This window comes from Kitasatospora sp. NPDC114501 (assembly GCF_055633695.1).
The window spans coordinates 61,472-85,138 of sequence record NZ_JBVKDS010000009.1 but is presented as its reverse complement, the minus strand read 5'-3'; the positions used below and the strand labels follow the sequence as shown (position 1 = coordinate 85,138).

At 73.8% G+C, this 23,667-nt stretch carries 17 protein-coding genes; 6 read left to right on the top strand and 11 right to left on the bottom strand.

Translation table 11 applies throughout. The features are described from left to right. Positions 1–89 precede the first annotated feature (89 nt). Together ACZ7RU_RS18230 and ACZ7RU_RS18225 are read right to left on the bottom strand one after the other, a co-directional pair. On the bottom strand, positions 90–2,945 hold the full coding sequence (locus ACZ7RU_RS18230) for a DEAD/DEAH box helicase (RefSeq protein ID WP_470342175.1): 2,856 nt from the start codon (positions 2,943–2,945) through the stop codon (positions 90–92). Between the two features lie 198 nt (positions 2,946–3,143). After that, on the bottom strand, positions 3,144–4,316 hold the full coding sequence (locus tag ACZ7RU_RS18225) for an aminotransferase class V-fold PLP-dependent enzyme (RefSeq protein ID WP_470341941.1): 1,173 nt from the start codon (positions 4,314–4,316) through the stop codon (positions 3,144–3,146). A 113-nt stretch (positions 4,317–4,429) separates the two neighbouring features. Here ACZ7RU_RS18225 and ACZ7RU_RS18220 point away from each other — a divergent pair, with 113 nt between their 5' ends. Together ACZ7RU_RS18220 and ACZ7RU_RS18215 are read left to right on the top strand one after the other, a co-directional pair. After that, a complete protein-coding gene (locus tag ACZ7RU_RS18220; RefSeq protein ID WP_470341940.1) occupies positions 4,430–6,496 on the top strand; it encodes a S9 family peptidase in 2,067 nt (688 codons plus the stop codon). 196 nt (positions 6,497–6,692) lie between these two features. Further along, the gene (locus tag ACZ7RU_RS18215) at positions 6,693–9,074 is read left to right on the top strand and encodes an immune inhibitor A domain-containing protein (RefSeq protein ID WP_470341939.1); all 2,382 of its coding nucleotides are present in this window, start codon (positions 6,693–6,695) and stop codon (positions 9,072–9,074) included. Positions 9,075–9,164: 90 nt separating this feature from the next. On the opposite strand, the gene ACZ7RU_RS18210 is transcribed toward ACZ7RU_RS18215, so the two are convergent. Then, complete coding sequence (locus ACZ7RU_RS18210; RefSeq protein WP_470341938.1) at positions 9,165–10,622, bottom strand: MFS transporter; 1,458 nt, start codon at positions 10,620–10,622, stop codon at positions 9,165–9,167. Between the two features lie 48 nt (positions 10,623–10,670). Here ACZ7RU_RS18210 and soxR point away from each other — a divergent pair, with 48 nt between their 5' ends. After that, entirely contained in the window at positions 10,671–11,144 is a 474-nt protein-coding gene (soxR, locus tag ACZ7RU_RS18205) for a redox-sensitive transcriptional activator SoxR (protein ID WP_470341937.1), read from the top strand. Between the two features lie 122 nt (positions 11,145–11,266). Here the strand turns inward: soxR and ACZ7RU_RS18200 are convergent, their stop codons facing one another. The 5 genes from ACZ7RU_RS18200 to ACZ7RU_RS18180 all read right to left on the bottom strand — a co-directional run bounded on the left by ACZ7RU_RS18200 (position 11,267) and on the right by ACZ7RU_RS18180 (position 17,137). Continuing rightward, the gene (locus tag ACZ7RU_RS18200) at positions 11,267–12,304 is read right to left on the bottom strand and encodes an ABC transporter ATP-binding protein (RefSeq protein WP_470341936.1); all 1,038 of its coding nucleotides are present in this window, start codon (positions 12,302–12,304) and stop codon (positions 11,267–11,269) included. Beyond that, positions 12,304–13,302: an ABC transporter ATP-binding protein gene (locus ACZ7RU_RS18195; RefSeq protein ID WP_470341935.1), complete on the bottom strand. Its 999-nt coding sequence runs from the start codon at positions 13,300–13,302 to the stop codon at positions 12,304–12,306. Before ACZ7RU_RS18195 ends, ACZ7RU_RS18200 begins: the two co-directional genes overlap by 1 nt. Further along, positions 13,302–14,288: an ABC transporter permease gene (locus tag ACZ7RU_RS18190; RefSeq protein WP_470341934.1), complete on the bottom strand. Its 987-nt coding sequence runs from the start codon at positions 14,286–14,288 to the stop codon at positions 13,302–13,304. Before ACZ7RU_RS18190 ends, ACZ7RU_RS18195 begins: the two co-directional genes overlap by 1 nt. Next, the gene (locus ACZ7RU_RS18185) at positions 14,285–15,220 is read right to left on the bottom strand and encodes an ABC transporter permease (RefSeq protein WP_470341933.1); all 936 of its coding nucleotides are present in this window, start codon (positions 15,218–15,220) and stop codon (positions 14,285–14,287) included. Before ACZ7RU_RS18185 ends, ACZ7RU_RS18190 begins: the two co-directional genes overlap by 4 nt. A gap of 162 nt (positions 15,221–15,382) precedes the next feature. Next, a complete protein-coding gene (locus ACZ7RU_RS18180; protein ID WP_470341932.1) occupies positions 15,383–17,137 on the bottom strand; it encodes an ABC transporter substrate-binding protein in 1,755 nt (584 codons plus the stop codon). A gap of 161 nt (positions 17,138–17,298) precedes the next feature. Between ACZ7RU_RS18180 and ACZ7RU_RS18175 the strand changes: the two genes are divergently transcribed. Next, entirely contained in the window at positions 17,299–18,750 is a 1,452-nt protein-coding gene (locus ACZ7RU_RS18175; protein WP_470341931.1) for an aminopeptidase P family protein, read from the top strand. Between the two features lie 78 nt (positions 18,751–18,828). On the opposite strand, the gene ACZ7RU_RS18170 is transcribed toward ACZ7RU_RS18175, so the two are convergent. The 3 genes from ACZ7RU_RS18170 to ACZ7RU_RS18160 are packed head-to-tail and all read right to left on the bottom strand — an operon-like array spanning position 18,829 to position 21,746. Then, on the bottom strand, positions 18,829–19,851 hold the full coding sequence (locus tag ACZ7RU_RS18170) for a nitronate monooxygenase (protein ID WP_470341930.1): 1,023 nt from the start codon (positions 19,849–19,851) through the stop codon (positions 18,829–18,831). 60 nt (positions 19,852–19,911) lie between these two features. Then, positions 19,912–20,544: a response regulator transcription factor gene (locus tag ACZ7RU_RS18165; protein ID WP_470341929.1), complete on the bottom strand. Its 633-nt coding sequence runs from the start codon at positions 20,542–20,544 to the stop codon at positions 19,912–19,914. Further along, positions 20,541–21,746 carry a sensor histidine kinase gene (locus ACZ7RU_RS18160; protein WP_470341928.1) on the bottom strand — a complete coding sequence of 402 codons (1,206 nt, stop codon included), beginning with the start codon at positions 21,744–21,746 and terminating at the stop codon, positions 20,541–20,543. Before ACZ7RU_RS18160 ends, ACZ7RU_RS18165 begins: the two co-directional genes overlap by 4 nt. A gap of 164 nt (positions 21,747–21,910) precedes the next feature. On the opposite strand from ACZ7RU_RS18160, the gene ACZ7RU_RS18155 reads away from it, so the two are divergent. Beyond that, positions 21,911–22,987 carry an ABC transporter permease gene (locus ACZ7RU_RS18155; RefSeq protein ID WP_470341927.1) on the top strand — a complete coding sequence of 359 codons (1,077 nt, stop codon included), beginning with the start codon at positions 21,911–21,913 and terminating at the stop codon, positions 22,985–22,987. Then, positions 22,984–23,667 carry an ABC transporter ATP-binding protein gene (locus ACZ7RU_RS18150; protein WP_470341926.1) on the top strand — a complete coding sequence of 228 codons (684 nt, stop codon included), beginning with the start codon at positions 22,984–22,986 and terminating at the stop codon, positions 23,665–23,667. The genes ACZ7RU_RS18155 and ACZ7RU_RS18150 overlap by 4 nt, the downstream gene beginning before the upstream one ends.

Sequence of the window (23,667 nt, the reverse complement as noted above, 5' to 3'; positions counted from 1 at the left end):
CCGAAGCCGCGCAGGGTGTGGGGGTGGGGAAGCGCAGGGGCCCGCGCGTTCCGGGGGAACGGGCGGGCCCCTGAAGGAGATGAGGGCCGCTAGCCGACGGAGGAGTAGGCGATGATGCCGCGGCGGAGGCCGTCGACGGCCTTGCGGGCGGTGCGGCGGAGTTCGGCGTCCTCGCCGGCGGCGTCCTGGATCTGGCCCAGGACGTCGATCAGCTGCTTGGTCCAGCGGACGAAGTCGCCGGCCGGCATGTCGGCGTCGCGCAGGACCTGGTCGAGGCTGTGGCCGAGCGCCCAGCGGTAGGCGACCCAGGCGAAGCCCAGGTCGGGCTCGCGCTGGCCGACGCCCTCGGCGGTGTTGATCCGGTGCTGCTCCTCCAGGGCGTCCAGGTGGCCCCAGATCCGGACCATCTTGCCGAGCGCCTCCTTGGCCGCACCCTCCGGCACCCGGGGGGCGCCGGCGTCGTCGGACTGGCGGGCCTCGTACACCAGCGCCGAGGCGCAGGCGGCGAGTTCGGCGGCGGCCAGGCCGCTCCAGACGCCCTCGCGGATGCACTCGGAGGCGAGCAGGTCGAGCTCGCCGTAGAGCCGGCCGAGCCGCTTGCCGTCGTCGGTGACGGTGTCCCCGCTCAGGTAGCCGAGGTCGGTGAGCAGCCCGCAGACCCGGTCGAAGGTGCGGGCGATGGTGTGGGTGCGCGAGCGCATCCGGCGTTCCAGCAGCTCGGTGTCGCGGTGCAGCCGGTGGTAGCGCTCGGCCCAGCGGGCGTGGTCCTCGCGGTCGGAGCAGCCGTGGCAGGGGTGCTGACGCAGTTCGGTGCGCAGCCGGGTGATCTCCGGGTCGTCGGCGGCGGCCGCGCGGCCGCGCCGGAACCGCTCGGGCTCCAGGTGGCCGGCCTTGGTGCGCAGGGCCGAGGCGAGGTCGCGCCGGGACTGCGGGCTGCGCGGGTTGAAGGACTTGGGGATGCGGACGCGTTCGATCGCGGCGACCGGGTGCGGGAAGTCGATCATGGCGAGCCGCTTGACCTGCCGCTCGGCGGTGAGCACCACCGGGCGCGGGCCGTCCTGGAAGTCGGGGTGGCGCGGGCCGCCCCGGCCGGAGCGGTCGACCGGCGGCAGGCCCGGGTCGAGGACCAGGGCGAGGCCGGCGAACTTGCCGGTGGGCACGTGGATGACGTCGCCGGGCTTGAGCTGCTCGATGGACTCGACGGCGGCCGCGCGGCGCTGGCTGCTGCCCTCGCGGGCCAGCTCGTTCTCGCGGTCCTTGAGCCGGCGGCGCAGCTCCATGTACTCGTCGAAGTCGCCGAGGTGGCAGGTCATCGACTCGCGGTAGCCCTCCAGCCCCTCCTCGTTGCGCTGCACCTGGCGGGCGATGCCGACCACCGAGCGGTCCGCCTGGAACTGGGCGAAGGAGGTCTCCAGCAGCTCGCGCGAGCGGTGCCGGCCGAACTGGGAGACCAGGTTGACGGCCATGTTGTAGGAGGGCCGGAAGCTGGACTTGAGCGGGTAGGTGCGGGTGCCGGCCAGGCCGGCCAGCGCCTCCGGGTCGAGGCCGCGCTGCCAGAGCACCACCGCGTGGCCCTCGATGTCGATGCCGCGCCGCCCGGCCCGGCCGGTGAGCTGGGTGTACTCGCCGGGGGTGATGTCGGCGTGGGTCTCGCCGTTCCACTTGACCAGCTTCTCCATGACCACCGAGCGGGCGGGCATGTTGATGCCGAGCGCCAGGGTCTCGGTCGCGAAGACGGCCTTGACCAGGCCCTTCACGAAGAGCTCCTCGACGACCTCCTTGAACCGGGGCAGCATTCCGGCGTGGTGGGCGGCGATGCCGCGCTCCAGCCCGTCCAGCCACTCGAAGTAGCCCAGGACGTGCAGGTCCTCGTCGGGGATGTCGGCGCAGCGCTCCTCGACTATCGCCCGGACGAGGGCGCGGTCGGAGTCCTTGTTGAGCCGCAGGCCGGAGCTGAGGCACTGCTGGACGGCGGCCTCGCAGCCGGCCCGGCTGAAGATGAAGGTGATGGCGGGCAGCAGGCCCTCGGCGTCGAGCCGGTCGATGACGTCCACCCGGCCCGGTGTCCAGACCCGGCCGGGACGGCCGTTGGGCATCGAGCGGCCCCGGCCGCGGCCGAAGCGGTCGCGCGGGTTGCGGTCGAGTTCGGAGCGGGCGAGCCGGACCAGTTCGGGGTTGACGGCCTTGCCGGGGTTCTTCAGGTTGTTCTTGGGGCGGCCGTCCCGGTCGGGGTCGGCGAACAGGTCGTACATCCGGTTGCCGGCCATCACGTGCTGCCACAGCGGCACGGGCCTGGTCTCGGAGACGATCACCTTGGTGCCGCCGCGCACGGTGTCCAGCCAGTCGCCGAACTCCTCGGCGTTGGAGACGGTCGCGGAGAGCGAGACGAGGGTGACCGACTCGGGGAGGTGGATGATGACCTCCTCCCAGACGGCGCCGCGGAACCGGTCGGCGAGGTAGTGCACCTCGTCCATCACGACGTAGCCGAGGCCGTCGAGGGTGCTGGAGCCCGCGTAGAGCATGTTGCGCAGCACCTCGGTGGTCATGACCACCACGGGTGCGTCGCCGTTGACGGTGTTGTCGCCGGTGAGCAGGCCGACCTTGGCGGCGCCGTAGCGCTTGACCAGGTCCCCGTACTTCTGGTTGGAGAGCGCCTTGATCGGCGTGGTGTAGAAGCACTTGCGGCCCGCGGCCAGGGCCAGGTGCACGGCGAACTCGCCGACGATGGTCTTCCCGGAGCCGGTGGGGGCGGCGACGAGGACGCCGGATCCGGCCTCCAGCGTCTCGCAGGCCTCCAGCTGGAAGTCGTCCAGCGGGAAGTCGTACAGCTGCTGGAAGCCGTACAGGGCGGTGGCCTGCTCCTGGGCCCGGCGACGGCTGGCCGCGTACGCCTCGGCGGGGCTGAGCTCCTGGTCGCCCTGGGGCTCTGGATCGGGGGTGTTCATCGCCGTCCGGGTGTGGTTGGTGTGATCTCGCATCTCAGCGAGAGGTTACCCGGGAGGACTGACATCGATAGCACCGTTTTTCCGTGCGACCGGATCGCCCCCGGGATCGCTCCCGAGGTCACCTCTCTCCCGGATCCATAGTGGCAAATGTCTTCAAGTGATCGGGGAGCGGCCACCGCGGGCGGGCGCGGGCACCGCCTAGCCGCGCAGCAGCTCCGCCAGCCCGTCCGCCAGCCGCTCGTACTCCCCCGGCCGGTTGTACAGCTGCGCGCTGACCCGCAGCACCCCGCCGCCGGCCCACGGGCGGACCGCGACCCGGGTGCCGAGCCGGTGCCACACCTCGGCCATCAGCGCCTTCACCTGCGGCTCGGTCTCGCCGCACCCGGCCGGCAGCCGGACGGTGCGCATCCACACCCCGGGCGTCGCCGGCAGCGCCGGCAGGCCGGCCCGCTCGACCAGCGCCCGGTGCCCGTACGCGGCGAGGCCGGCGTTGTGGGCGGCCACCGCGGCACGGCCGAGTCCGCGGAGCAGTTCGAAGCCGGCCGGGGCGGCCAGCCAGGGCGTGTAGTCGCAGGTGCCGCGCCATTCGACGTTCCCCGGGAAGCCCTTGTCGTGCTCCCAGGACAGCGCCAGCGGGCGCACCCGGCCGGTCCACTCGGGGCGGACGGCGAGCACCCCGGTGGCGCGCGGGGCGAAGGCCCACTTGTGCAGGTTGCCGAACCAGAAGTCGGCATTCGGGTCGATCGGGGCGGGCAGCATGCCGGGCGCGTGGGCGCCGTCCACCACCGTGGTCACGCCGCGGGCGCGCAGGTCGGCGAGCAGCGCCGGGCCGGCCACCAGGCGGGCGGTGGGCGAGGTCAGCTGGTCCAGGACCGCGACGGTGGTGCGCCCGTCCACGGCGGCGAGCACCGCCTCCCGGACGGCCTGCTCGTCGGGGGCGTCCAGCGGCACCCGGGCGACCACCACCTCGGCGCCCGTCTCGGCGGCCTTGCGGGCCGCCGCGCGGGTCACCGCGCCGTAGCTGTGGTCGGTGACCAGGATCCGGTCGCCGGGCGCGAAGGGGATGCTGTCCAGGGCGATCGCGGCGGCCTCGGTGACGTTGGCGACCAGCGCCAGCCGGTCCGGGTCGGTGGCCAGCTCGGCGGCGATCAGGGCGCGGGCGGCGGCGATCCGGGCCGGGAGGTCGGCGAAGAAGCCGTCCGGGTCCTGTTCGTGCTCGGCGCGCAGCCGCTGCTGCGCCCGCTGCACCGGGACGGGCACGGCGCCGAACGAGCCGTGGTTCAGGTGGGCGGTCCCTGGGGACACGCTGAACAGCCCGTCGGCGGCGGGCAGCGGGGCCGGGGGTTCGACGGTCCGCAGGTCCTGGATCACGGTTTCCTCCGCTGGCTGACGTACGTACTGATGGCCGACACCGCGACTGATGTGTGACATTTCACATGACAGACTACTGGCCGGGACCGGCGCCTCGCGACCACCATCGGCCCGTGACCATCACCGACGCCTTCCTTGCCCTCAGCGCCCGTACCGGTCGGTTCACCTTCGGCGCGCCGCGTGCGTTCACCCTCGCCGAGGACGGTACCCGGCTGCTGCTGCTCCGTTCGACCGGTTCGGAGGATCCGGTCGACCGCCTCCACCTGCTGGACACCGCCACCGGCGAGGAACGGCTGGTCGCCGACCCGGCCGCGCTGCTGCCCGGCCGCACCGGCCGGCGCGACGACCTGCCCGCCGTCGAACGCCGGCTGCGCGAGCGCACCCGGCTGGTCGCCGCCGGGATCGGCACCTACGCCGCCACCGCCGACCTCGCCACCGCCGTCTTCACCCTGGACGGCCGGCTGTTCCGCACCGACACCGCCGCCGGCACCAGCGACGAACTCCCGGTCGCCGGGCCCGCGTTCGACCCCCGGCCGGACGCCACCGGGCAGCGCGTCGCCTACGTCGCCGAGGACGCCCTATACGTCACCCCCGCCCTCGAACCGTTCTCCCCCGCCGACGGCGCCCGCTGGGGCGTCGCCGAGTTCGCCGCCGCCGAGGAGCTCGGCCGCGCCCGCGGCCACTGGTGGCGCCCGGACGGCGGCGCGCTGCTGGCCGCCCGGGTGGACGAATCCGCCGTCCCCCGGCGGTACTTCGCCGACCCGGCGCACCCCGGCGAGGCGCCCGAGGACTTCGCCTACCCGCAGGCCGGCGGCCCCAACGCGGACGTCCAGCTCTGGGTGCTCGGCCTCGACGGCACCCGGGTCCGACTGCGCTGGGACGCCGAGGAGTTCCCGTACGTCTGCGCCGCCTCCTGGGCCTCCGCCGAGGAGGTGCTGCTCACCGTCGCCGACCGCCTTCAGCAGACCGTGCTGCTGCTGAGCGCCGACCCGGCCACCGGCGAGACCGGTGAACTCTCCCGCACCACCGACGAGTTCTGGGTGGACGACCTGCCCGGCACCCCCGCCCGGCTGGCCGACGGCCGGCTGCTGACCGTCCACGACACCCCGCAGGCCCGCGGCCTCGCCCTGGACGGCAAGCCCCTGGACACCACCGGCCTGCAGATCCGCCGGGTGGTCGGCCGGCTGCACGGCCGGCTGCTCTGCGAGACCGGCGAGGGCGACCCCTTCGACCAGTACGTCCACCTGATCGACCCGGACGGCGGCGAGCCCGAGCCGCTCACCACCGGTCCCGGCCTGCACTCGGCGCTCGCCACCGCCGACGTCCTGCTGCTCACCTCGGCCACCGCCGACGGCGTGCGCCGCGTCGTCAGCCGCGACGGCCGCGAGCTGCCGCTCACCGACCACAGCGCCCCGCTGCCCCACCGGGTGGAGCCGCGGCTCGCCCGGGTCACCGAACGCGCCCTGCCCAGCGCCGTGGTGTACCCGCGCGACCACGTGCCCGGCCGGCGGCTGCCCGTCCTGCTGGACGTCTACGGCGGGCCCGGCTACCAGGCGGTGGCCGCCGAGCCGCGCCGCTGGCAGCTCAAGCAGTGGTGGGCCGACCAGGGCTTCGCGGTGGTCACCGTCGACAACGGCGGCACCCCGTTCGTCTCCCCGGACTTCACCCGGACCATCTTCCGCCGCTTCTCCCGGGTGGCGCTGGACGACCAGGTCGACGCCCTGCACGCGCTCGCCGAGCGCCACCCGGACCTCGACCTCGGCCGGGTCGGCGTGCGCGGCTGGTCGTACGGCGGCTACTTCGCGGCGCTCGCCGTGCTGCGCCGCCCGGACGTCTTCCACGCCGCCTGTGCGGGCGCCCCGCCCACCGACTTCCGGCTCTACGACACCGCGTACACCGAGCGCTACCTCGGCCTCCCGCAGGACAACCCCGAGGGCTACGCCGACGACTGCCTGATCACCGACGCGCCCGGTCTGAGCAGGCCGCTGCTGCTGATCCACGGGCTGGCCGACGACAACGTCCACCCCTCGCACACCCTGCTGCTCTCCCAGGCGCTGACCAGGGCCGGCCGCCCGCACAGCGTGCTGCCGCTGCCCGGGGTCACCCACATGACCCCGGGCGGGCTGCTGGAACAGCTGGCCCAGGCCGAACTCGCCTTCCTGCGGGCCTCCCTGGGGTGATCCGTCCCCACCACCGGCTGACGGTCCGGGAGTCGAAGGGCGGCGCACCTGAGGGTGCGGCGCCCTTCCGCCTGCTCCCGACCCGCCTGTTCCCGACCCCTTCACGTAACCCGTGACATGTGAAATATTACCTGCGCTTCAGCTACCGATCCCGGAGCACCTCCGAAGCACCCCATCCCCCGAAAGGACCGGTCAGTTGCGCAGACTGTCCGCCGCCCTCGCCGCCGCGCTCACCACGAGCGCGATAGCGGCCACCCTGCTGGGCACCCCCGCCCAGGCCGCTCCCCCCGCCACCCTCACCGCCGCTGCGGCCGCCGACTCCACCCAGCAGGGCACCGAGGCCCCGCCCGCGCCGATGGCCCCGCAGGAGCGCGAGCGCCAGGCGCTGCGCGGCAAGGCCCTGGAACAGCTCAACAAGGGCACGCTCGACCAGGGCGCCGCCGCCAAGTCCGCCGGCAAGCGGGCTCCGGCGAAGGTGAGGATCGGCGACGACTACGTCCAACTCGCGCACCAGCGCACGGACAAGGTGTTCGTGATCCTCGCCCAGTTCGGCGACCAGGTGGACACCACCACCCAGTGGAACGGCCAGCCCCGCTACGGCGGCACCCCGGGCCCGCTCCACAACCGGATCCCCAAGCCCGGCAAGGACGACAACCACACCCTGTGGTCGGCGGACTTCGACCGCGCCTACTACCAGAAGATGTTCTTCGACGACACGCCCGGCGCCGTGTCGATGCGCAACTACTACCGCACCCAGTCCTCCGGCCGGTACGACGTCGAGGGCACCGTCAGCGACTGGGTCACCGTCCCGTACAACGAGGCCCGCTACGGCAGCAACAAGGGCCCGCAGGGCTCCGGCGCCTGGACCCAGGGCCAGGAGTTCATCCGGGACGCCGTCAAGGCCTGGTACGACGGCGAGATCGCCAAGGGCCGCCCCGCCGCCGACATCAAGGCGCAGCTCGCCCAGTACGACGTCTACGACCGCTACGACCACGACAAGGACGGCGAGTTCGCCCAGCCGGACGGCTACCTGGACAACGTCGTCGTGGTGCACGCGGGCGTGGACGAGACCTGGGGCGGCGGCGCGCAGGGCGCCGACGCGCTGTGGGCGCACCGCAGTTGGACCTTCCCGGACGCGACCGGGCAGACCGGCCCGGAGGGCAACAGGATCGGCGGCGCCCCCGTCGGCGACAGCGGCCTGTACGTCTACGACTACGTCCAGGGCGGCGAGAACAGCGGCGTCGGCCTGTTCGCCCACGAGTACGGCCACAACCTCGGCCTGCCCGACCTGTACTCCACCACCGGCGGCGACAACAGCGTCAACTTCTGGTCGCTGATGTCCTCCGGCTCCTACCTCGGCAAGGGCCCGAACACCACCGGCGGCTACCCCGGCGACCTCGACGCCTGGAGCAAGCTGCAGTTCGGCTGGCTCGACTACGACGAGGCGCAGGCCGCCACCCGCTCCACCCACGCCCTCGGGGTGAGCAGCTACAACACCGACCAGGCCCAGGCCGTCCTCGTCCACCTGCCGGACGGCACCACCCGCACCGACCTCGCCGACCCGTACGAGGGCGGCAGGCAGTGGTGGAGCGACACCGGCGACAACCTCGACAACTCCCTCGCCCGGGAGGTCGACCTGCGCACCGCCGCCGGCCCGGCCGCCCTGGACGCGGCGGTCTGGTACGACACCGAGCAGGACTACGACTTCCTGACCGTCGAGGCCTCCACCGACCAGGGCCAGCACTGGACCGCCCTCGGCGGCACCGTGGACGGCGCCCCGATCGGCAGCACCAACGCCAACGTCCCCGGCCTGAGCGGCAGTTCCGGAAGCTACAAGCAGCTGCACATCCCGCTGGACGGCTACCTCGGCCGGCAGGTCCGGCTGCGCTTCCACGTCACGTCGGACGGCAACACCCACGGCCGGGGCGTGCTGGTGGACGCCGTGAAGGCCACCGCCGGCACCGCCGTGCTGTTCGCCGACGGCGCCGAGAACGGCACGGACGGCTGGACGGCCAACGGCTTCACGGTCATCACCGGCCGCACCGCCGTCAAGCAGCACCCGCGGGCCTACCTCGCCGAGAACCGACGCTACACCGGCTACGGGGCGTTCCTGAAGACCGGCCCGTACAACTTCGGCTACACCGGCGTCGCGGGCAAGGCCAACGTGGTGGACAACTACCCGTACCAGGAGGGCGTCCTGATCTGGCTGTGGGACACCTCCTACGGCGACAACAACACCAAGGACCACCCCGGCGGCGGGCTGATCCTGCCGATCGACGCCCGCCCGGCGCCGATCCGCTTCGCCGACGGCACGCTGGTCAACGGGCGGGCGCAGACCTACGACGCGACCTTCTCGCTCAAGCCGACCACGGCGTTCACCCTGCACAAGGGCGGCGTCGCGGTGCGGGTGCCGGCCGAGCCGGCCGTCCCGGTGTTCAACGACCGCACCGGGGTGTACGGCGACGCGGCCACGCCGCAGCTGACGGTGAAGGTGCCGGACACCAACACGAAGATCGAGGTCGTCCGGGAGTCCCAGGGCGGGCGGATCACCACCGTCCGGGTGGGCCCGGCCTCCTGACGACGACCAAAGGCGCGAAAGGCCCCGGATCCCCCCGACGAAAAGGGATCCGGGGCCTGCTCGTGCGCCCCGAGGGCGGGCCGGTGCCGCTCAGCGCCCCGGGCTGCGGGCGGTGCGCGCGGCGGTGGCCACCCCGAGGACGGTGATCGCGGCGATCCCGAAGGTCATGTACCGGGCCGAGTCGACCGGGGCGTCCCCGCCCAGGTTGACCAGCGTGCCGGCCAGCGCCGAGGTCACCGAGAAGGCGATCAGCTGGGTGGTGTTGATCGCCGCGGCCGCCTTGCCGCCCTCCGCCGGGTCGTCGCTGCTGCGCATCGCCGCCACGCTCAGGTGCGGGAAGGCCAGCCCGATCCCGGTGCCGGCGACGAACAGCGCCGCCGCCCACAGCACCACCCGCGGCCCGGAGGCCTGCCCGGTCTGCGACAGCCCGTAGACCAGCAGGCCGCCGACCAGCACCAGCGGCGCGGTGCGGATCGCCAGGGCCCGGCCGCGGGCCGACTCGATCCCGACGCTGAACAGCTGGGCGGTGGTCCAGCCGGCCGAGATCGCGGCGCCGAGGAACCCGGCCACCAGCGGGCCGAGCCCGCCCAGCTGCTGGCCGAACAGCGGGATGAAGTTCTCCGCCACCACGCCCGCGCAGAGCACCGCGACGGTCAGGTAGAGCCACTTCAGCGGGTTTCCGGCCCGGTAGGTCTGCTGCGGCAGCACCGTCGCCGCCGCGCGGCGCTCGACCGCCACGAAGCCCGCCAGCAGCGCCACTCCGGCGAGCAGGCAGACCGCCGTCGGCCAGCCGCCCGGCACGGTCGAGCTGACGCTGAAGGCCGCCGCCGCCAGGGTGAGCAGCAGCAGCGAGGGCAGGGGCACCGGGCCACTGCCCTGCCCCTCGCCGGAGCGTCCGGGCAGCACGCGGCGGGCCAGCAGCGCCAGCACCAGCGCGGCGGCCAGCAGCAGGACGTACGCCCCGCGCCAGGCGCCGAGCTGGGCGAACAGCCCGCCCAGCGACGGTCCGACCAGGGTGCCGACGCCCCACATCGCGGAGACCAGCCCGGCCGCGCGGGTCCACAGCCGCTCCGGCAGGGCGCCGCGGATCACGGCATAGCCGAGCCCGGCAACCAGCCCGCCGCCGAGGCCCTGCACCACCCGGCCGAGGATCAGCGCCGCCATCGAGGGGCTGAGCGCGTTGAGCACCGCGCCGGCGCCGAACACCAGGAAGCCCAGCACGTACGCACGGGCGGCACCGAGGCGGTCCAGCAGCCGGCTGACCAGCATCGAGGCGATGACGGCCGCCATCAGGAAGCCGGTGGCCACCCACGCGTAGTACCGCTCGCCGCCGATGTCGGCGACGATCGAGGGCATCAGCGCGGCGGTGAAGTAGAGGTTCATCGCGTACAGCGCGACGCCCCCGGCCAGGATCGAGGCGGGGGCGGCGTACCGGCGGGAGAAGAGTTCGCGCCACCCGCCGGAGGCCCCCGCGGTCGGTGACTCCGACGGGTAACCATCCAGCTCGGCAACGGTGGTGTCATTCCTGACGGCAGCTGATTCGGTCACGTCCGGTACGCTAGGACTTCAACAGAACTTGAAGTCAAGGAGCCCGCCATGACCACCGCCCCGGTCGATCTGCTGAGCGTCGGCGAGGTCGCCCGGCGGGCCGGGATCGCCACCTCGGCGGTGCGCTTCTACGAGGACCAGGGCCTGATCACCTCCGAGCGCACCACGGGCAACCAGCGGCGCTACCGGCGGCACGTGCTGCGCCGGATCTCGCTCATCCTGGTCGCCAAGCGGCTCGGCATCCCGCTCGCCGAGGTCGCCGAGGTCTTCACCGGCCTGCCCGAGGACCGGATGCCCGGCAAGCACGACTGGGAGCGGATCTCCCGGCGCTGGGCCGAGCAGCTGCGCGCCCGCCGGGCCGAGCTGGAGCGGCTGGAGGACGAGCTGACCGGCTGCATCGGCTGCGGCTGCGTGTCGCTGCGCCGCTGCCGGGTGCTCAACCCGGGGGACGAGCTGGCCGCCGAGGGGCCGGGCCCTCGGCGGCTGCTGCCGGAGGAGGGCCTGCTGCCCGTCGAGGAGTAGGCCGGGGAAGGGTTGGAACCCGGTCGGACGCGGCCCTCGCAGGGTTCCCCGCCGCGTCCGACCGGGGGTCTTGTGGCGCCTCAGGCGTCCGGGAAAGCGCCTCAGGCGTCCGGGAAAGCGCCTCAGGCCTCCGGGAAGTGGCAGGCCGCCTGGCGCTCGCCGGGCCCGGCGATCCTCAGCAGCGGCCGCTCGGTCCGGCAGAGGTCCTGGGCCTTCGGGCAGCGCGGGTGGAAGCTGCACCCGGGCGGCGGGTCGGCCGGGCTCGGCGGGTCGCCGAGCAGCACGATCCGCTCCCGGTTCCGCTCCGCCTCCGGGTCCGGCAGCGGGACGGCGGACAGCAGCGCCCTGGTGTACGGGTGCGCGGGGCTGCCGTACACCTCGGCCTTGTCGCCGATCTCCACGATCCGGCCCAGGTACATCACCGCGACCCGGTCGCAGACCCGCTTGACCACCGAGAGGTCGTGCGCGATGAACACGTACGCCAGCCCCAGCTCCTGCTGGAGCCGCTCCATCAGGTTGACCACCTGGGCCTGGATGGAGACGTCCAGCGCGGAGACCGGCTCGTCGGCGATCACCAGCCGGGGCGAGGTGGCCAGCGAGCGGGCGATGCCGATGCGCTGGGCCTGGCCGCCGGAGAACTCGTGCGGGTAGCGGTCCAGGTGCTCGGGGATCAGCCCGACCAGCTCCATCAGCTCGGCGGCCCGCTTGCGCGCCGCCGTCGCGCTCCCGCCCTGGACCAGCAGCGGCTCGGAGATGATCCGGGCCACCGTCTGCCGGGGGTTGAGCGAGGAGTACGGGTCCTGGAAGACCATCTGGAGGTCGCGCCGGTGCGGCCGCAGCCGGGCCTGGGAGAGCCCGCCGATCTCGGTGCCGTCGAAGGTGACGGTGCCCGAGGTCGGGTCGAGCAGCCGGACGATCATCCGCCCGGTGGTGGACTTGCCGCAGCCGGACTCGCCGACCAGGCCGAGCGTCTCGCCCGCGCCGACGTCGAAGCTCACCCCGTCCACCGCCCGGATCGGCGCTCCGGGCCGGCCGGTGCGGCCGCGCCGGCCGGGGAAGGTCTTCACCAGGTCCCGTACGGACAGCAGCGGTTCGGCCGGTGGTCCGGTCAGTGGTCCGGCCAACGGTTCGGCCGCGCCCTTCGTCGACGGCGTGGTCATCACAGCACCCCTTCCGGCACCAGCGGCAGGTGGCAGGCGGCCTGGTGGCCGGGGGCGAGCAGGTCGAGCGGGGGGCGCTCGGCCAGGCAGCGGGCGTGCTCCTCGGCGGACGCGGCGGTGGTGCGGGCGCAGCGCGGGGCGAAGGAGCAGCCGGGGGCGGGGGCGATCAGCGACGGCGGGCTGCCGGGGATGGCCCGCAGCGGGGTGTCGTCGGTGTCGTCCAGGCGCGGCAGCGAGTCCAGCAGACCGCGCGTGTACGGGTGCGCGGGCCGGGCGAACAGCCGGTCCACCGGGGCCTGTTCGGCGGCCCGGCCGCCGTACATCACCAGCACCTCGTGGGCGACCCGGGCGACCACGCCCAGGTCGTGGGTGATCATCACGACGCCGAGGCCGCGCTCCTGCTGGATCCGGGCGATCAGGTCGAGGATCTGCGCCTGGACGGTGACGTCGAGCGCCGTGGTGGGCTCGTCGGCGATCAGCAGCTCGGGTTCGCAGGCGAGCGCCATGGCGATCATGACGCGCTGGCGCATGCCGCCGGAGAACTGGTGCGGGTACTCGTCGACCCGGCGGGCCGGCTCCGGGATGCCGACCTCGGCCAGCATCTCCACCGCCCGGGCCCGGCCGGCCCTGCGGTTGGCCTTGAAGTGCACCCGGTAGTGCTCGGCGATCTGCTCCCCGACGGTGTAGAAGGGGTGCAGGCTGGACAGCGGGTCCTGGAAGATCATCGCGATCCGGCGGCCCCGGACGGTGCCCAGCTCCCGCTCCCCCAGGCCGCCCAGCTCCTGCCCGTTCAGCCGGATCGAGCCGGTGACGGTGGCGCCGCGGTGCAGGCCCATGACGGCGAGCGAGGTGACGGACTTCCCGCTGCCCGACTCGCCGACCAGCCCGAGGGTGCGCCCGGCCCGGACGGTGAAGGAGATCCCGTCCACCGCCCGGACGCTGCCGCGCGGGGTGTCGAAGGCGACCCTGAGGTCCTCGACCTCCAACAACTCGGTCATCAGTACCTCACTCTCGGGTCGACGAACGCGTAGAGCAGGTCGACCAGCAGGTTCGCCGCGACGATGAAGAAGGCCGCGAGCAGGGTGACCCCGAGGATGACCGGCTGGTCGGACCGGGCCAGGCCGTCGTAGAACAGCCGGCCGACGCCGGGCAGGCCGAAGATCGACTCGGTGATGACCGCGCCGGCCAGCAGGCCGCCGAGGTCCATCCCGAAGATGGTCAGGATCGGCGTCATCCCGGAGCGCAGCCCGTGCTTGACGGTGACCGTCCGCGGCGGCAGGCCCTTGGCCCGGGCGGTGCGGATGTACGGTTCGGCCATCGCCTCGATCATCGAGTTGCGGCTCTGCCGGGCGTACATCGCCGCGTACAGCAGGGCCAGCGCGATCCACGGCAGCAGCAGGTTGGAGCCCCACTCCAGGGGGTTCTCGGTGAACTGGTGGTACGCGGGGTAGGGCAGCACGCCGGCCGTCCTGACGACGCCCCAGATCAGCATGATCGAGGTGAAGTAGACCGGCAGCGAGGCGGTGCCGACGGACAGCACCATCAGCGCCTTGTCGAGCGGCCGGCCCTTGCGCAGCGCCGAGGTGACGCCCGCGCCGAGGCCGAGGACCAGCCAGAGCACGGCCGCGCCGAGGGCCAGCGAGATCGAGACCGGCAGACGGTCGGTCAGCAGGTCCCAGACCGGCAGCCCGTACTCGTAGGAGTAGCCGAGGCAGGGGAAGCCGCAGTGCACCGCGCTGGGGCCGGAGCCGTAGTCGCGGCCGGCGAAGATGCCGGCGAGGTAGGCGAGGAACTGGTCCCAGAGCGGCTTGTCCAGGCCCATCGCCGCCTTGACGTCGGCGAGCCGCTCGGGGCTGCACGTCTTGCCGCAGGCGGCCGCGGCCGGGTCGTTGGGCAGCAGGTAGAAGATGGTGAAGGTGATGGCGCAGATGGCGAGCAGGATGCCCGCCACGCCGAGCAGCCGGCGGCCGAGGTAGAGGATCACGACCGGCCTCCCCGGGGGTCGAGGATGTCGCGCAGCGCGTCCCCGAGCAGGGTGAAGGCGAGCACGGCGACGAACAGGAAGGCGGTCGGGATCAGGAAGTAGGTCGGGTCGGTCTCGTAGTGCACGATGCTCTCGGCGATCATCTGGCCCCAGGAGGCGGTCGGCGGGCGGACGCCCACGCCGAGGTAGCTGAGCGCGGCCTCGGTGGCGATCATGCCGGGGATGAGCAGGGTGGTGTAGGCGATGATCGGGCCGGAGACGTTCGGCAGGATCTCCCGGGTGAGGATCCGCCAGGAGCGCGCCCCGCCGACCTTGGCGGCCTCGACGTACTCGCGGTGCTTGAGCGAGAGGGTCTGGCCGCGCACCACCCGGGCGATGCCGGGCCAGGTGAACAGCCCGATCACCAGGGTGATCAGCAGGATCCGGTTGACGTCCTTGGCCACCGACATCATCGCGATCATGAAGATCAGCGAGGGGAAGGACATCGTGAGGTCCATCAGCCGGGACAGCACCGTGTCGGTGCGCCCGCCGAAGTAGCCCGCCGCGATGCCGGCCAGGGTCCCGACGGCCACGACGACGGCGGTCGCGGTGAACGCGATCAGCAGTGAGACCTGCCCGCCGTGCAGCACCCGGGCGAACAGGTCGCGGCCGGTGACCGGCTCGACGCCCAGCCAGTGCCGGGCGCTGATGCCGCCGAAGTCGCCCCGGGGAAGACCGCCCAGGTACGGGTCGACGGCGCGCTTGTCGAACTCCTCGGGGGTCCAGCCGCCGAGCGAGCCGAGCGGGCCGGCCAGCGCGGCGGCCAGCAGCAGCACGCCGACGGTGGTCAGTCCGAACCGGGCCGAGCCCTTGGCCCACAGCTGGTCCCAGACCAGCCGCCAGGGCCCGCGCCCGGAACTCCTCTTGGCGCCCGCCGCCGTGGACTCGGCCACGGCGGCGGGCTCGGCCGTTCTTCGCTCGCCTCCGGCCGCTCCTGATCCGGTGTCGACGGTCCTCGCTCCGGCACTCGCTGCGCTCGCTCGTCGCTCGTCACTCTCGACACCGGCGTGTCCTTCGGCTTCCGAAGGTGTGGTGCTACTCATCGCTGCCGGTCCTCACTTGCCCTTGGCGGGGTCCTTGAGGCCGACCGTGGCCAGGTCGATCATGCCGGCGTAGCCCGAGTTGCCGAACGCGCCGGCCACGTTGGTGCCGACCAGCAGCGGGCGGCGCTGCCAGAGCAGCGGAACGGCCGGGGCCTTCTTCATCAGCTCCTCGTCCAGCTGCTTCCAGGCCTTGTTGGCCTCGTCGACGTCCGTCATGGCCGCGATCTGGTCCATCCGGTCCATCGTGGCCTGGTCCTTGAACTGGCTGTAGTTGCCCTGGTTGCCCTTCTCCTTGATGGTGCGGCCGTCGAAGAGGAACGGCAGGAAGGTCGCACCGGAGGGGTAGTCGGGACACCAGCCGCTGAGGGTCAGCTCGGGGGCGTTCCTGATGTCGCCGACGGTGTCGGCGAAGGCGGACGCGTCGACGGTGTTCACGGTGACCTGGACACCGGCCTTGGACAGCGACTGCTGGATCGACTCGGCGCGGGTCTTGTCGCCGGTCGAGACGGTGAGCGAGACCTTGAGGTCGGTCCTGCCCGCGTCCTTGAGCAGCGCCTTGGCCTTCTCCGGGTCGCCGGCCACCGGGATCTTCAGCGGGTCGGACTTGGCGCCGCCGGTCAGCGACGGCGGCAGGAAGGAGGTCGCCGCGTCGGTCACCGCGGGCCCGCCGAAGGCGGTCACCTGGGCCTCGCGGTCGACCGCCCACATCATCGCCTCGCGCACCTTCGGGTCGTCGAAGGGGGCCTTGGCGGTGTTCAGGTAGAGCATGTCGGTGCAGCCGGTCTGCTCGGCGACCATGCGGGACCTGACGTCCGCCTTGGGCAGCACCTTGGCGACGGTCTCGTGCTGCATCCAGGGCATGTTGATCGCGTTGGCGTCGGCGCCGTCGCTGGCGATGATCCGGTCGTCGGCCTGGCCGCCCTTGATGCCCTGGGTGACCACGACCTTGTCCGGGTAGGCCTTGCGGACGGTGTCGGTGGACTGGTCCCAGTTGGTGTTGCGGACCAGCACCAGCTGCTTGCCGCGGTCGTAGGTCTCGATCTTGTACGGGCCGGAGGAGAACGGCCGGGAGTCGTACTGGGTGCCCTTCTCCTGGGACTGCGGCACCGGGGAGAAGGTCGGCAGGGTGACGGTGTCCGAGAACTCGGCGACCGGGCGCTTCAGGTGGAAGACGATGGTCCGGTCGTCCGGGGTCTCGATGCTCGCCAGGTGCTCGCCGTTCAGCGGGCCCTTGTAGTTCTCGCCGCCCTCCATGTACTGGATCGCGTAGTCGGGGCCGCCGGTGAGGTCCGGGGAGAAGGACCGCTCGACGTTGTACTTGATGTCGGCGGACCTGATCGGCGAGCCGTCCTCGTACTTCAGGCCCTCCTTGAGGGTGAAGGTCCACACCTTGCCGCCCTCGGAGGACTTGCCCAGGTCGGTGGCGAGGTCCGGGACGATCTCACTGCCGGCCGTGCCCGGCTCGGACTTGAAGGTGGTCAGGGTCCGGTAGATCAGCCGGGTGCCGAAGTCCATGTGCGGCACCACCCAGTTGCGGGCCGGGTCGAGGTGCGCGAAGTCCTGGTTGGTCAGGACGGTGAGGGTGCCGCCCTTGGCCGGGGTGCCGCCGACGATCGAGCCGGCCGCCGCGCCCGGGCCCCTGCTGTCGGAGGGGGCGGCGCCGCTGCCGCTGCCGCTGTCGCTCTTGTCGTTCGAGCAGGCCCCGAGGCCGAGAGTGATTGTCGCCGCGAGGGCCGCCGCAAGGGCGGCGTGGGTGCGCCTGGTCATGTGCAACTCCGCTGTGGGGGGCCTGATCGTCCGACCTGGCCGCTGCGCTGTGTGACCCGTAACATAGTAATGTGAAATTGCACTGCACAAGAGGTGACGCCACCCGTTACCGAGCTGTGTCCGTGCCCCGCATCTCCCCAGCCCCGCCTAGGAGTTCACCGGTGACCCTGCCCCCGACCGGCCTCAACACCGGGAGCCACGACCTCCCGGTCTCCCCCGCCCTCGCCTCCTACATGGCCACCCAGTGGGCCGCCACCCCCCTCCCCGCGGACCGGCGCGTGCCCGGCCACGACCGCTTCCCCGGCCGCCGCGCCCGGCTCTCCGCCGCCTTCCCCGGCGAGCGGCTGATCGTCCCGGCCGGGCGCCTCAAGGTCCGCTGCAACGACCTCGACCACCGCTTCCGCCCGCACAGCGCGTACGTCTGGCTCACCGGCCTCACCGGCGAGGACCAGGCCGACCACGTCCTGGTCCTCGAACCGGCCGGCCCCGACGGCCACGAGCCGGTCCTCTACCTGCGCCCACGCTCCCCGCGCGACGGCGGCGAGTTCTACCGCGACCGCCGCTACGGCGAGTTCTGGGTCGGCGCCCGGCCCGACCTCGCCGAGGCCGCCCGGCTCACCGGGGTGCGCACCGAACACCTCGACGACCTCGGCAAGCTGCTCACCGGCCCGCAGCCGCCCACCCGGGTGCTGGCCGGCACCGACCCGCTGGTCGACGAGGCCACCGGACGGCCCACCGGGGACCACCGGGACGGCGAACTGGCCGCCGTGCTCTCCGAGTTGCGCCTGGTCAAGGACCAGTGGGAGATCGGACAGCTGCAACTGGCCGTCGACCACACCGTCACCGGCTTCGAGGACGTCGTCCGCGCCCTGCCCACCGCACTGCGCCACCACCGCGGCGAGCGCTGGATCGAGGGCGTCTTCGACCTGCGCGCCCGCGCCGAGGGCAACGGCACCAGCTACACCACCATCGCCGCCTCCGGCGCCCACGCGTGCGTACTGCACTGGATCCGCAACGACGGCGCCCTCGACCCCGGCTCCCTGCTGCTGCTGGACGCCGGCGTCGAGACCGACACCCTGTACGCCGCCGACATCACCCGCACCCTCCCGCTCAGCGGCACCTTCACCCCGGTCCAGCGCCAGGCCTACGACCTCGTCCTCGCCGCCCAGAGCGCCGGCATCGCCGCCCTGCGCCCCGGGGCCCGGTTCCGCGACTTCCACCGCGCCGCCATGCGGGTCATCGCCGAGGGCCTCGCCGACTGGGGCGTCCTGCCCGTCTCCGCCGAGGAGGCCCTCGCCGAGGACAACGGCCTCTACCGCCGCTACACCCTCTGCGGCAGCGGCCACATGCTCGGCCTCGACTACCACGACTGCGCCAAGTCCCGCGCCGACCGCTACCTCGACGGCACCCTGGAGGAGGGCATGGTCCTCACCGTCGAACCCGGCCTCTACCTCCAGCCCGACGACGAGACCCTCCCCGCCGAACTCCGCGGCCTCGGCATCCGCATCGAGGACGACCTCGTCATCACCCCCGACGGCGCCCACCTGATGTCCGGCGCCCTCCCCCGGGAGGCCGAGGCCGTCGAGTCCTGGATGGCCGGCCTGCTGGGCTGAAGCGGGGGGCGGACGATCAGGCCACCTTGGTCGTCCGCTCGCCCCGCCGGACACTCACCGCCCGGCGCGCCCTGCGCGCTACCCCCGCGCCGACTGCCAGAGGTCGGTGACGATCGCCTCCGCCGGGCCCGTGCGGGCGAGGGTGTGCGCCGTGCCGGCCCAGAGGTGCATGGCGGCCGTGTCGCCGCGGCGGGTGGCGGCGGCGCGGAGGGGGGTGGTGAGGTGGTGGACCTCGGGGTAGGCGGGCGGGGCGTACGGGCCGTGGCGGTCGATGAAGGCGTTGCGCAGACCGCGGGCGGGGCGGCCGGTGAAGGCGCGGGTGACGGCCGTCTCCGGGAGGTCGACGAGCGCCGCCCGGTGAGCGGCCGAGGCGCCGGACTCGTCCGACCGCAGCAGCGCCGTGCCCAGCTGCACCGCCACCGCCCCCGCCCGCAGTGCCGCCGCGACGGCCGCGCCGTCGCCCAGCCCGCCCGCGGCTATCAGCGGCAGCGCCGTCACCTCCCGTACGGCGGCCAGCAGTTCGAGCAGCGGCAGCTCCCCCGGCCGGTCCGTCACCCGGTGGGTGCCCCGGTGGCCGCCCGCCTCCGGGCCCTGCACGCACAGCGCGTCCATCCCGACGGCCTCCGCCGCCCGCGCCTCCTCCGGCGTGGTGACGGTGCCGACCTGGGTCGTGCCGACCGCCCGCACCGCCGCCGCCTCCTCGGCCGTGGGCAGCCCGAAGGTGTACGAGACCACCGGCACCGGGTCCGCGAGCAGCGCGGCGAGCTTGGCGTCCCAGTCGTCCCGGTCCGGCCGGATCTCCGCCGGCAGCGTCACGCCCCACTGCTCGGCCTCGGGCCGCAGCCGCTCCCGGTACGCCGCGACGGCCACCGCGTCCCCGGGTGGGCCCGGCACGAAGAGGTTCACCCCGTACGGCCGGTCGGTCGCCTTCCGGACCGCGGCGATCTGTTCGGACATCCCGGCGGCGGTCCTCATCCCGGCCGCCAGGAACCCCAGCCCGCCGGCCCGGTTCACCGCCGCCACCAGCTCGGGCGTCGAGGGGCCGCCCGCCATCGGGGCGGCGATCACGGGGACGGCGAGTTCGTCGAGCCGGACGGTCATCGGGCGCTCCTCACACTGCTGCGGGCACGGAACACTGCCGCGGGTACGGATCACCCCACCCTACGCCCGGCGGATCAGCCCCCGCCGCCGCGCCTCCCGCACCGCCGCCGTGCGCGAGTCCACCCCCAACTTGGTGTAGATGTGCACCAGATGGGACTTCACGGTGGCCTGGCTCAGGTGCAGCCGCTGGCTGACCTGCTGGTTGGTCAGCCCGTCCGCGACCAGCCCCAGCACCTCGGTCTCCCGGGCGCTGAGCGCCGCCGCCGGCGTCCGCATCCGCTCCAGCAGCCGGTCCGCCACGCTGGGCGCCAGCGCGCTCCGCCCGGCCGCGGCCGCCCGTACCGCCTGGGCCAGCTCCTCCGGCGGCGCGTCCTTCAGCAGGTAGCCGGTGGCGCCCGCCTCCAGGGCCGGCAGGGTGTCCGCGTCGGTGTCGTACGTGGTGACCACCAGCACCCGCGGCGCCCCTGCCCGGGCGGTGATCGCCGCGGTGGCCTGCGCCCCGTTCATCGCCGACCCCGGCCCGAACTGGAGGTCCATCAGCACCACGTCGACGCCCGGCTCGACGGCCCGCTCGACGGCCCGCTCGGCGGTGGCCGCCTCCGCCACGATGGCGAAGTCCGGCTCGCACTCCAGCACCGCCCGCAGCCCGGCCCGCACCACCGGGTGGTCGTCCGCGATGAGCAGCCGGATCACGGGCCCGCCTCCGGGGCGACCGGCAGCTGCACCGCCACCGTCGTCCCCCGGCCGGGCGCCGACTCCACGGTGAAACCGCCGCCGAGCGCCCGTGCCCGGGCCCGCATCGACGGCAGTCCGAACCCGCCGTCCCCGCCGGTGCGGCCGGCGACCGCCGCCGGGTCGAACCCGGCCCCGTCGTCGTACACGTCCAGTGCCACCTCGCCCTCCATGTAGCTGAGTGTCACCTCGGCCCGCGAGGCTCCCGCGTGCCGAACGGTGTTGCCGAGCGCCGACTGCGCGATCCGCAGCAGCGCGACCTCCTGCGCGGCCGGCAGCCGGACCGGGTCGCCGGAGACGTGCAGGTGGACGGGCAGCGCGCCGTGCGCCGTCGTGGTCGCGCAGAGCCGCTCCAGCGCGACCGGCAGCGGGTCGCCGTCCAGCGCGGGCGGGGTGAGCGCCCGGACGAACCGCCGCGCCTCGTCCAGGTTGTCCTGGGCGGCCTGCCGCGCCTGCTCGACGTACCCGGCGGCGGTCTCGGTGCGCTCCGGCAGGGCCCGCTGGGCGGCCCGCAGCAGCAGCTGGATGGAGCTGAGGCCCTGCGCGAGGGTGTCGTGGATCTCCCGGGCGAGCCGCTCGCGCTCGGCCAGCACCCCGGCCGCATGGTGCGCGGCGGCGAGGTCGGCGCGGGCGGCGGTCAGCTCGTCGATCAGCCGGCGGCGCTCCTCGCTCTCCCGGTACAGCGCCTGGTAGCCGAGCACGGTGGCGGTGGCGACGGCCGCGCCGAGCGCGGGCCCGATCGAGGCGGCGAAGCCGAAGCTGTGCTGGTGCCAGGACCACGCGGCGATCGACGCGGCGGCGGTCAGCCCGACGGCGACCAGCCCGCCGCGCCGCCCCAGCAGGTGCAGTTCCAGGAAGTACAGCGGGAACGCCAGCCAGACCCCGTCCTGGGTGGCGATCAGCACGCCCGCCCAGGTGACGCCGAGCAGCGCCAGCCAGAGCGCGGCCGCCCGGCGCGAGCGGCGCACCGCGGCGAGCTGCGGCCCGACGGTGTAGACGGCGGCCATCGCGGTGGCCGCGGCGGCGACGGCGGCCGGATCGCCGCCCCGGTCGGCGAGGACCGCCCGGGCGACGGCGAGCGCCAGCAGGCCCGCCACGAGCAGGTGCAGGCAGACCTGGAGGACGCGGGCGACGGGGGTGGTTCTGGATCGTTCGGTCGCCATCCGTCCAGCCTAAGTTCCGCGCCCGGCACCCGGCATCAATCAAAAGGTTGAACTCCGCTTCTGCCCTTTGATGCCCAGGATGCAATCCCCGGCGCGATGCCTCCGGGCCCCCTGGTCCAGGACGGTGGAAGCGTCGAGAACACCTGTGCAGAGGAAGGCTCACCTTGTTCGTCGCCTGGAGGGACCTGAGGTTCGCCAAGGGGCGGTTCGCCCTGATGGGAACCGTCATCGTGCTGATCACCGTACTGGTCGGCCTGCTGTCCGGGCTGACCGCCGGGCTCGGCCGGCAGAACATCTCCGCGATCACCGGCCTGCCCGCCGACCACCTGGTCTTCGGCAAGCCCGCCGACGGCCAGAAGCTCTCCTTCACCGACTCCCAGGTCACCCCCGACCAGTGGCAGGCCTGGGCCCGCGAGCCCGGCGTCACCTCCGCCCAGCCGCTCGGCATCACCACCACCAAGGCCGCCGCCGGACAGCGCACCGCCGCGCTCTCCGCCTTCGGCGTCCCGGAGGGCTCCGGGCTCGCCCCGCAGGGCGCCCGGATCGCCCCCGGCCAGGCCGTGCTGTCCAGGACCGCCGCCGAGAACCTGGGCGGCCTCGCCCCCGGCGCCGGCTTCACCCTGGCCGGGCACCCGCTGCGGGTCGCCGCCGTCGAGGGCGACGCCGCGTACAGCCACACCCCGGTGATCTGGACCAGCCTCGCCGACTGGCAGCAGGCCGCCCCCGGCGGCGCCGGCCACGCCACCGTCATCGCCCTGCGCACGGCCGACGGAGCCGACCTGGCCGCCGCCGACGCCCGCCACGGCACCGAGACCCGCACCCGCGACGACGCCCTCACCGCGATCGGCTCCTACACCTCGGAGAACGGCTCCCTCCAGCTGATGCGCGGCTTCCTGTTCGCCATCTCGGCCCTGGTGATCGGCGCGTTCTTCACCGTCTGGACGATCCAGCGCAGCGGCGACGTCGCCGTCCTCAAGGCCCTCGGCGCCTCCACCCGCTACCTGCTGCGCGACGCCCTCGGCCAGGCCGTCCTGCTGCTGGTGGGCGGCACGGCCGTCGGCACCGCGATCGCGCTCGGCGCCGGCTCGCTGATCGGCTCCGCCGTCCCCTTCGTGCTGGACGCCCCGACCCTCCTGCTGCCCGCCGCCGTCATGATCGCGCTCGGCGCGATCGGCGCGGCCCTGTCCATCCGCCGGATCACCTCCGTCGACCCGCTGACCGCCCTGGGGAGTGCCCGATGAGTCTGATCCTCGACCGCATCACGCTGACCTACCCGGACGGCGACGGCCGGCTCACCGCGCTGGACGAGGTCTCGCTGACCGTCCCCAAGGGCTCGCTCACCGCCGTCGTCGGCCCGTCCGGCTCCGGCAAGTCCAGCCTGCTGGCGGTGGCCGCCACCCTGATCACCCCGGACTCCGGGCAGGTCGTCATCGACGGCACGGACACCAGGGGCCTCGGCCGGGCGGAACTCACCGCGCTGCGCCGCACCAGGATCGGCGTCGTCTTCCAGCAGCCCAACCTGCTGCCCTCGCTCACCGCCGTGGAGCAGTTGCAGGTGATGGCCCACCTCGACGGCCGGGCCCCGCGCGGCGCGCTCCCCCGCGCCCTGGAGCTCCTGGACGCCGTCGGCCTGCGCGACCAGGCCGCCCGCCGCCCGCACCAGCTCTCCGGCGGCCAGCGCCAGCGGGTCAACATCGCCCGCGCCCTGATGAACGACCCCACCGTCCTGCTGGTCGACGAACCCACCAGCGCCCTCGACCACGAACGCGGCGCCGCCGTCCTCGACCTGATCACCGACCTCACCCACCGCCGGGCCACCGCCACCGTGCTGGTCACCCACGACCGCACCCACCTGACGGCCGTCGACCAGATCGCCGAGGTCCACGACGGGAGGCTGACTCTGCCTGCGGCGGCGGTCTGA

What these genes read in the sequence shown, in the direction of transcription:
- ACZ7RU_RS18230 (WP_470342175.1), bottom strand. Translation starts at nt 2,945, where the DNA reads ATGAACACCCCCGATCCAGAGCCCCAGGGCGACCAGGAGCTCAGCCCC.
- ACZ7RU_RS18195 (WP_470341935.1), bottom strand. Translation starts at nt 13,302, where the DNA reads ATGACCGAGTTGTTGGAGGTCGAGGACCTCAGGGTCGCCTTCGACACC.
- ACZ7RU_RS18160 (WP_470341928.1), bottom strand. Translation starts at nt 21,746, where the DNA reads ATGGCGACCGAACGATCCAGAACCACCCCCGTCGCCCGCGTCCTCCAG.
- ACZ7RU_RS18150 (WP_470341926.1), top strand. Translation starts at nt 22,984, where the DNA reads ATGAGTCTGATCCTCGACCGCATCACGCTGACCTACCCGGACGGCGAC.
- soxR (WP_470341937.1), top strand. Translation starts at nt 10,671, where the DNA reads ATGACCACCGCCCCGGTCGATCTGCTGAGCGTCGGCGAGGTCGCCCGG.
- ACZ7RU_RS18170 (WP_470341930.1), bottom strand. Translation starts at nt 19,851, where the DNA reads ATGACCGTCCGGCTCGACGAACTCGCCGTCCCCGTGATCGCCGCCCCG.
- ACZ7RU_RS18200 (WP_470341936.1), bottom strand. Translation starts at nt 12,304, where the DNA reads ATGACCACGCCGTCGACGAAGGGCGCGGCCGAACCGTTGGCCGGACCA.
- ACZ7RU_RS18180 (WP_470341932.1), bottom strand. Translation starts at nt 17,137, where the DNA reads ATGACCAGGCGCACCCACGCCGCCCTTGCGGCGGCCCTCGCGGCGACA.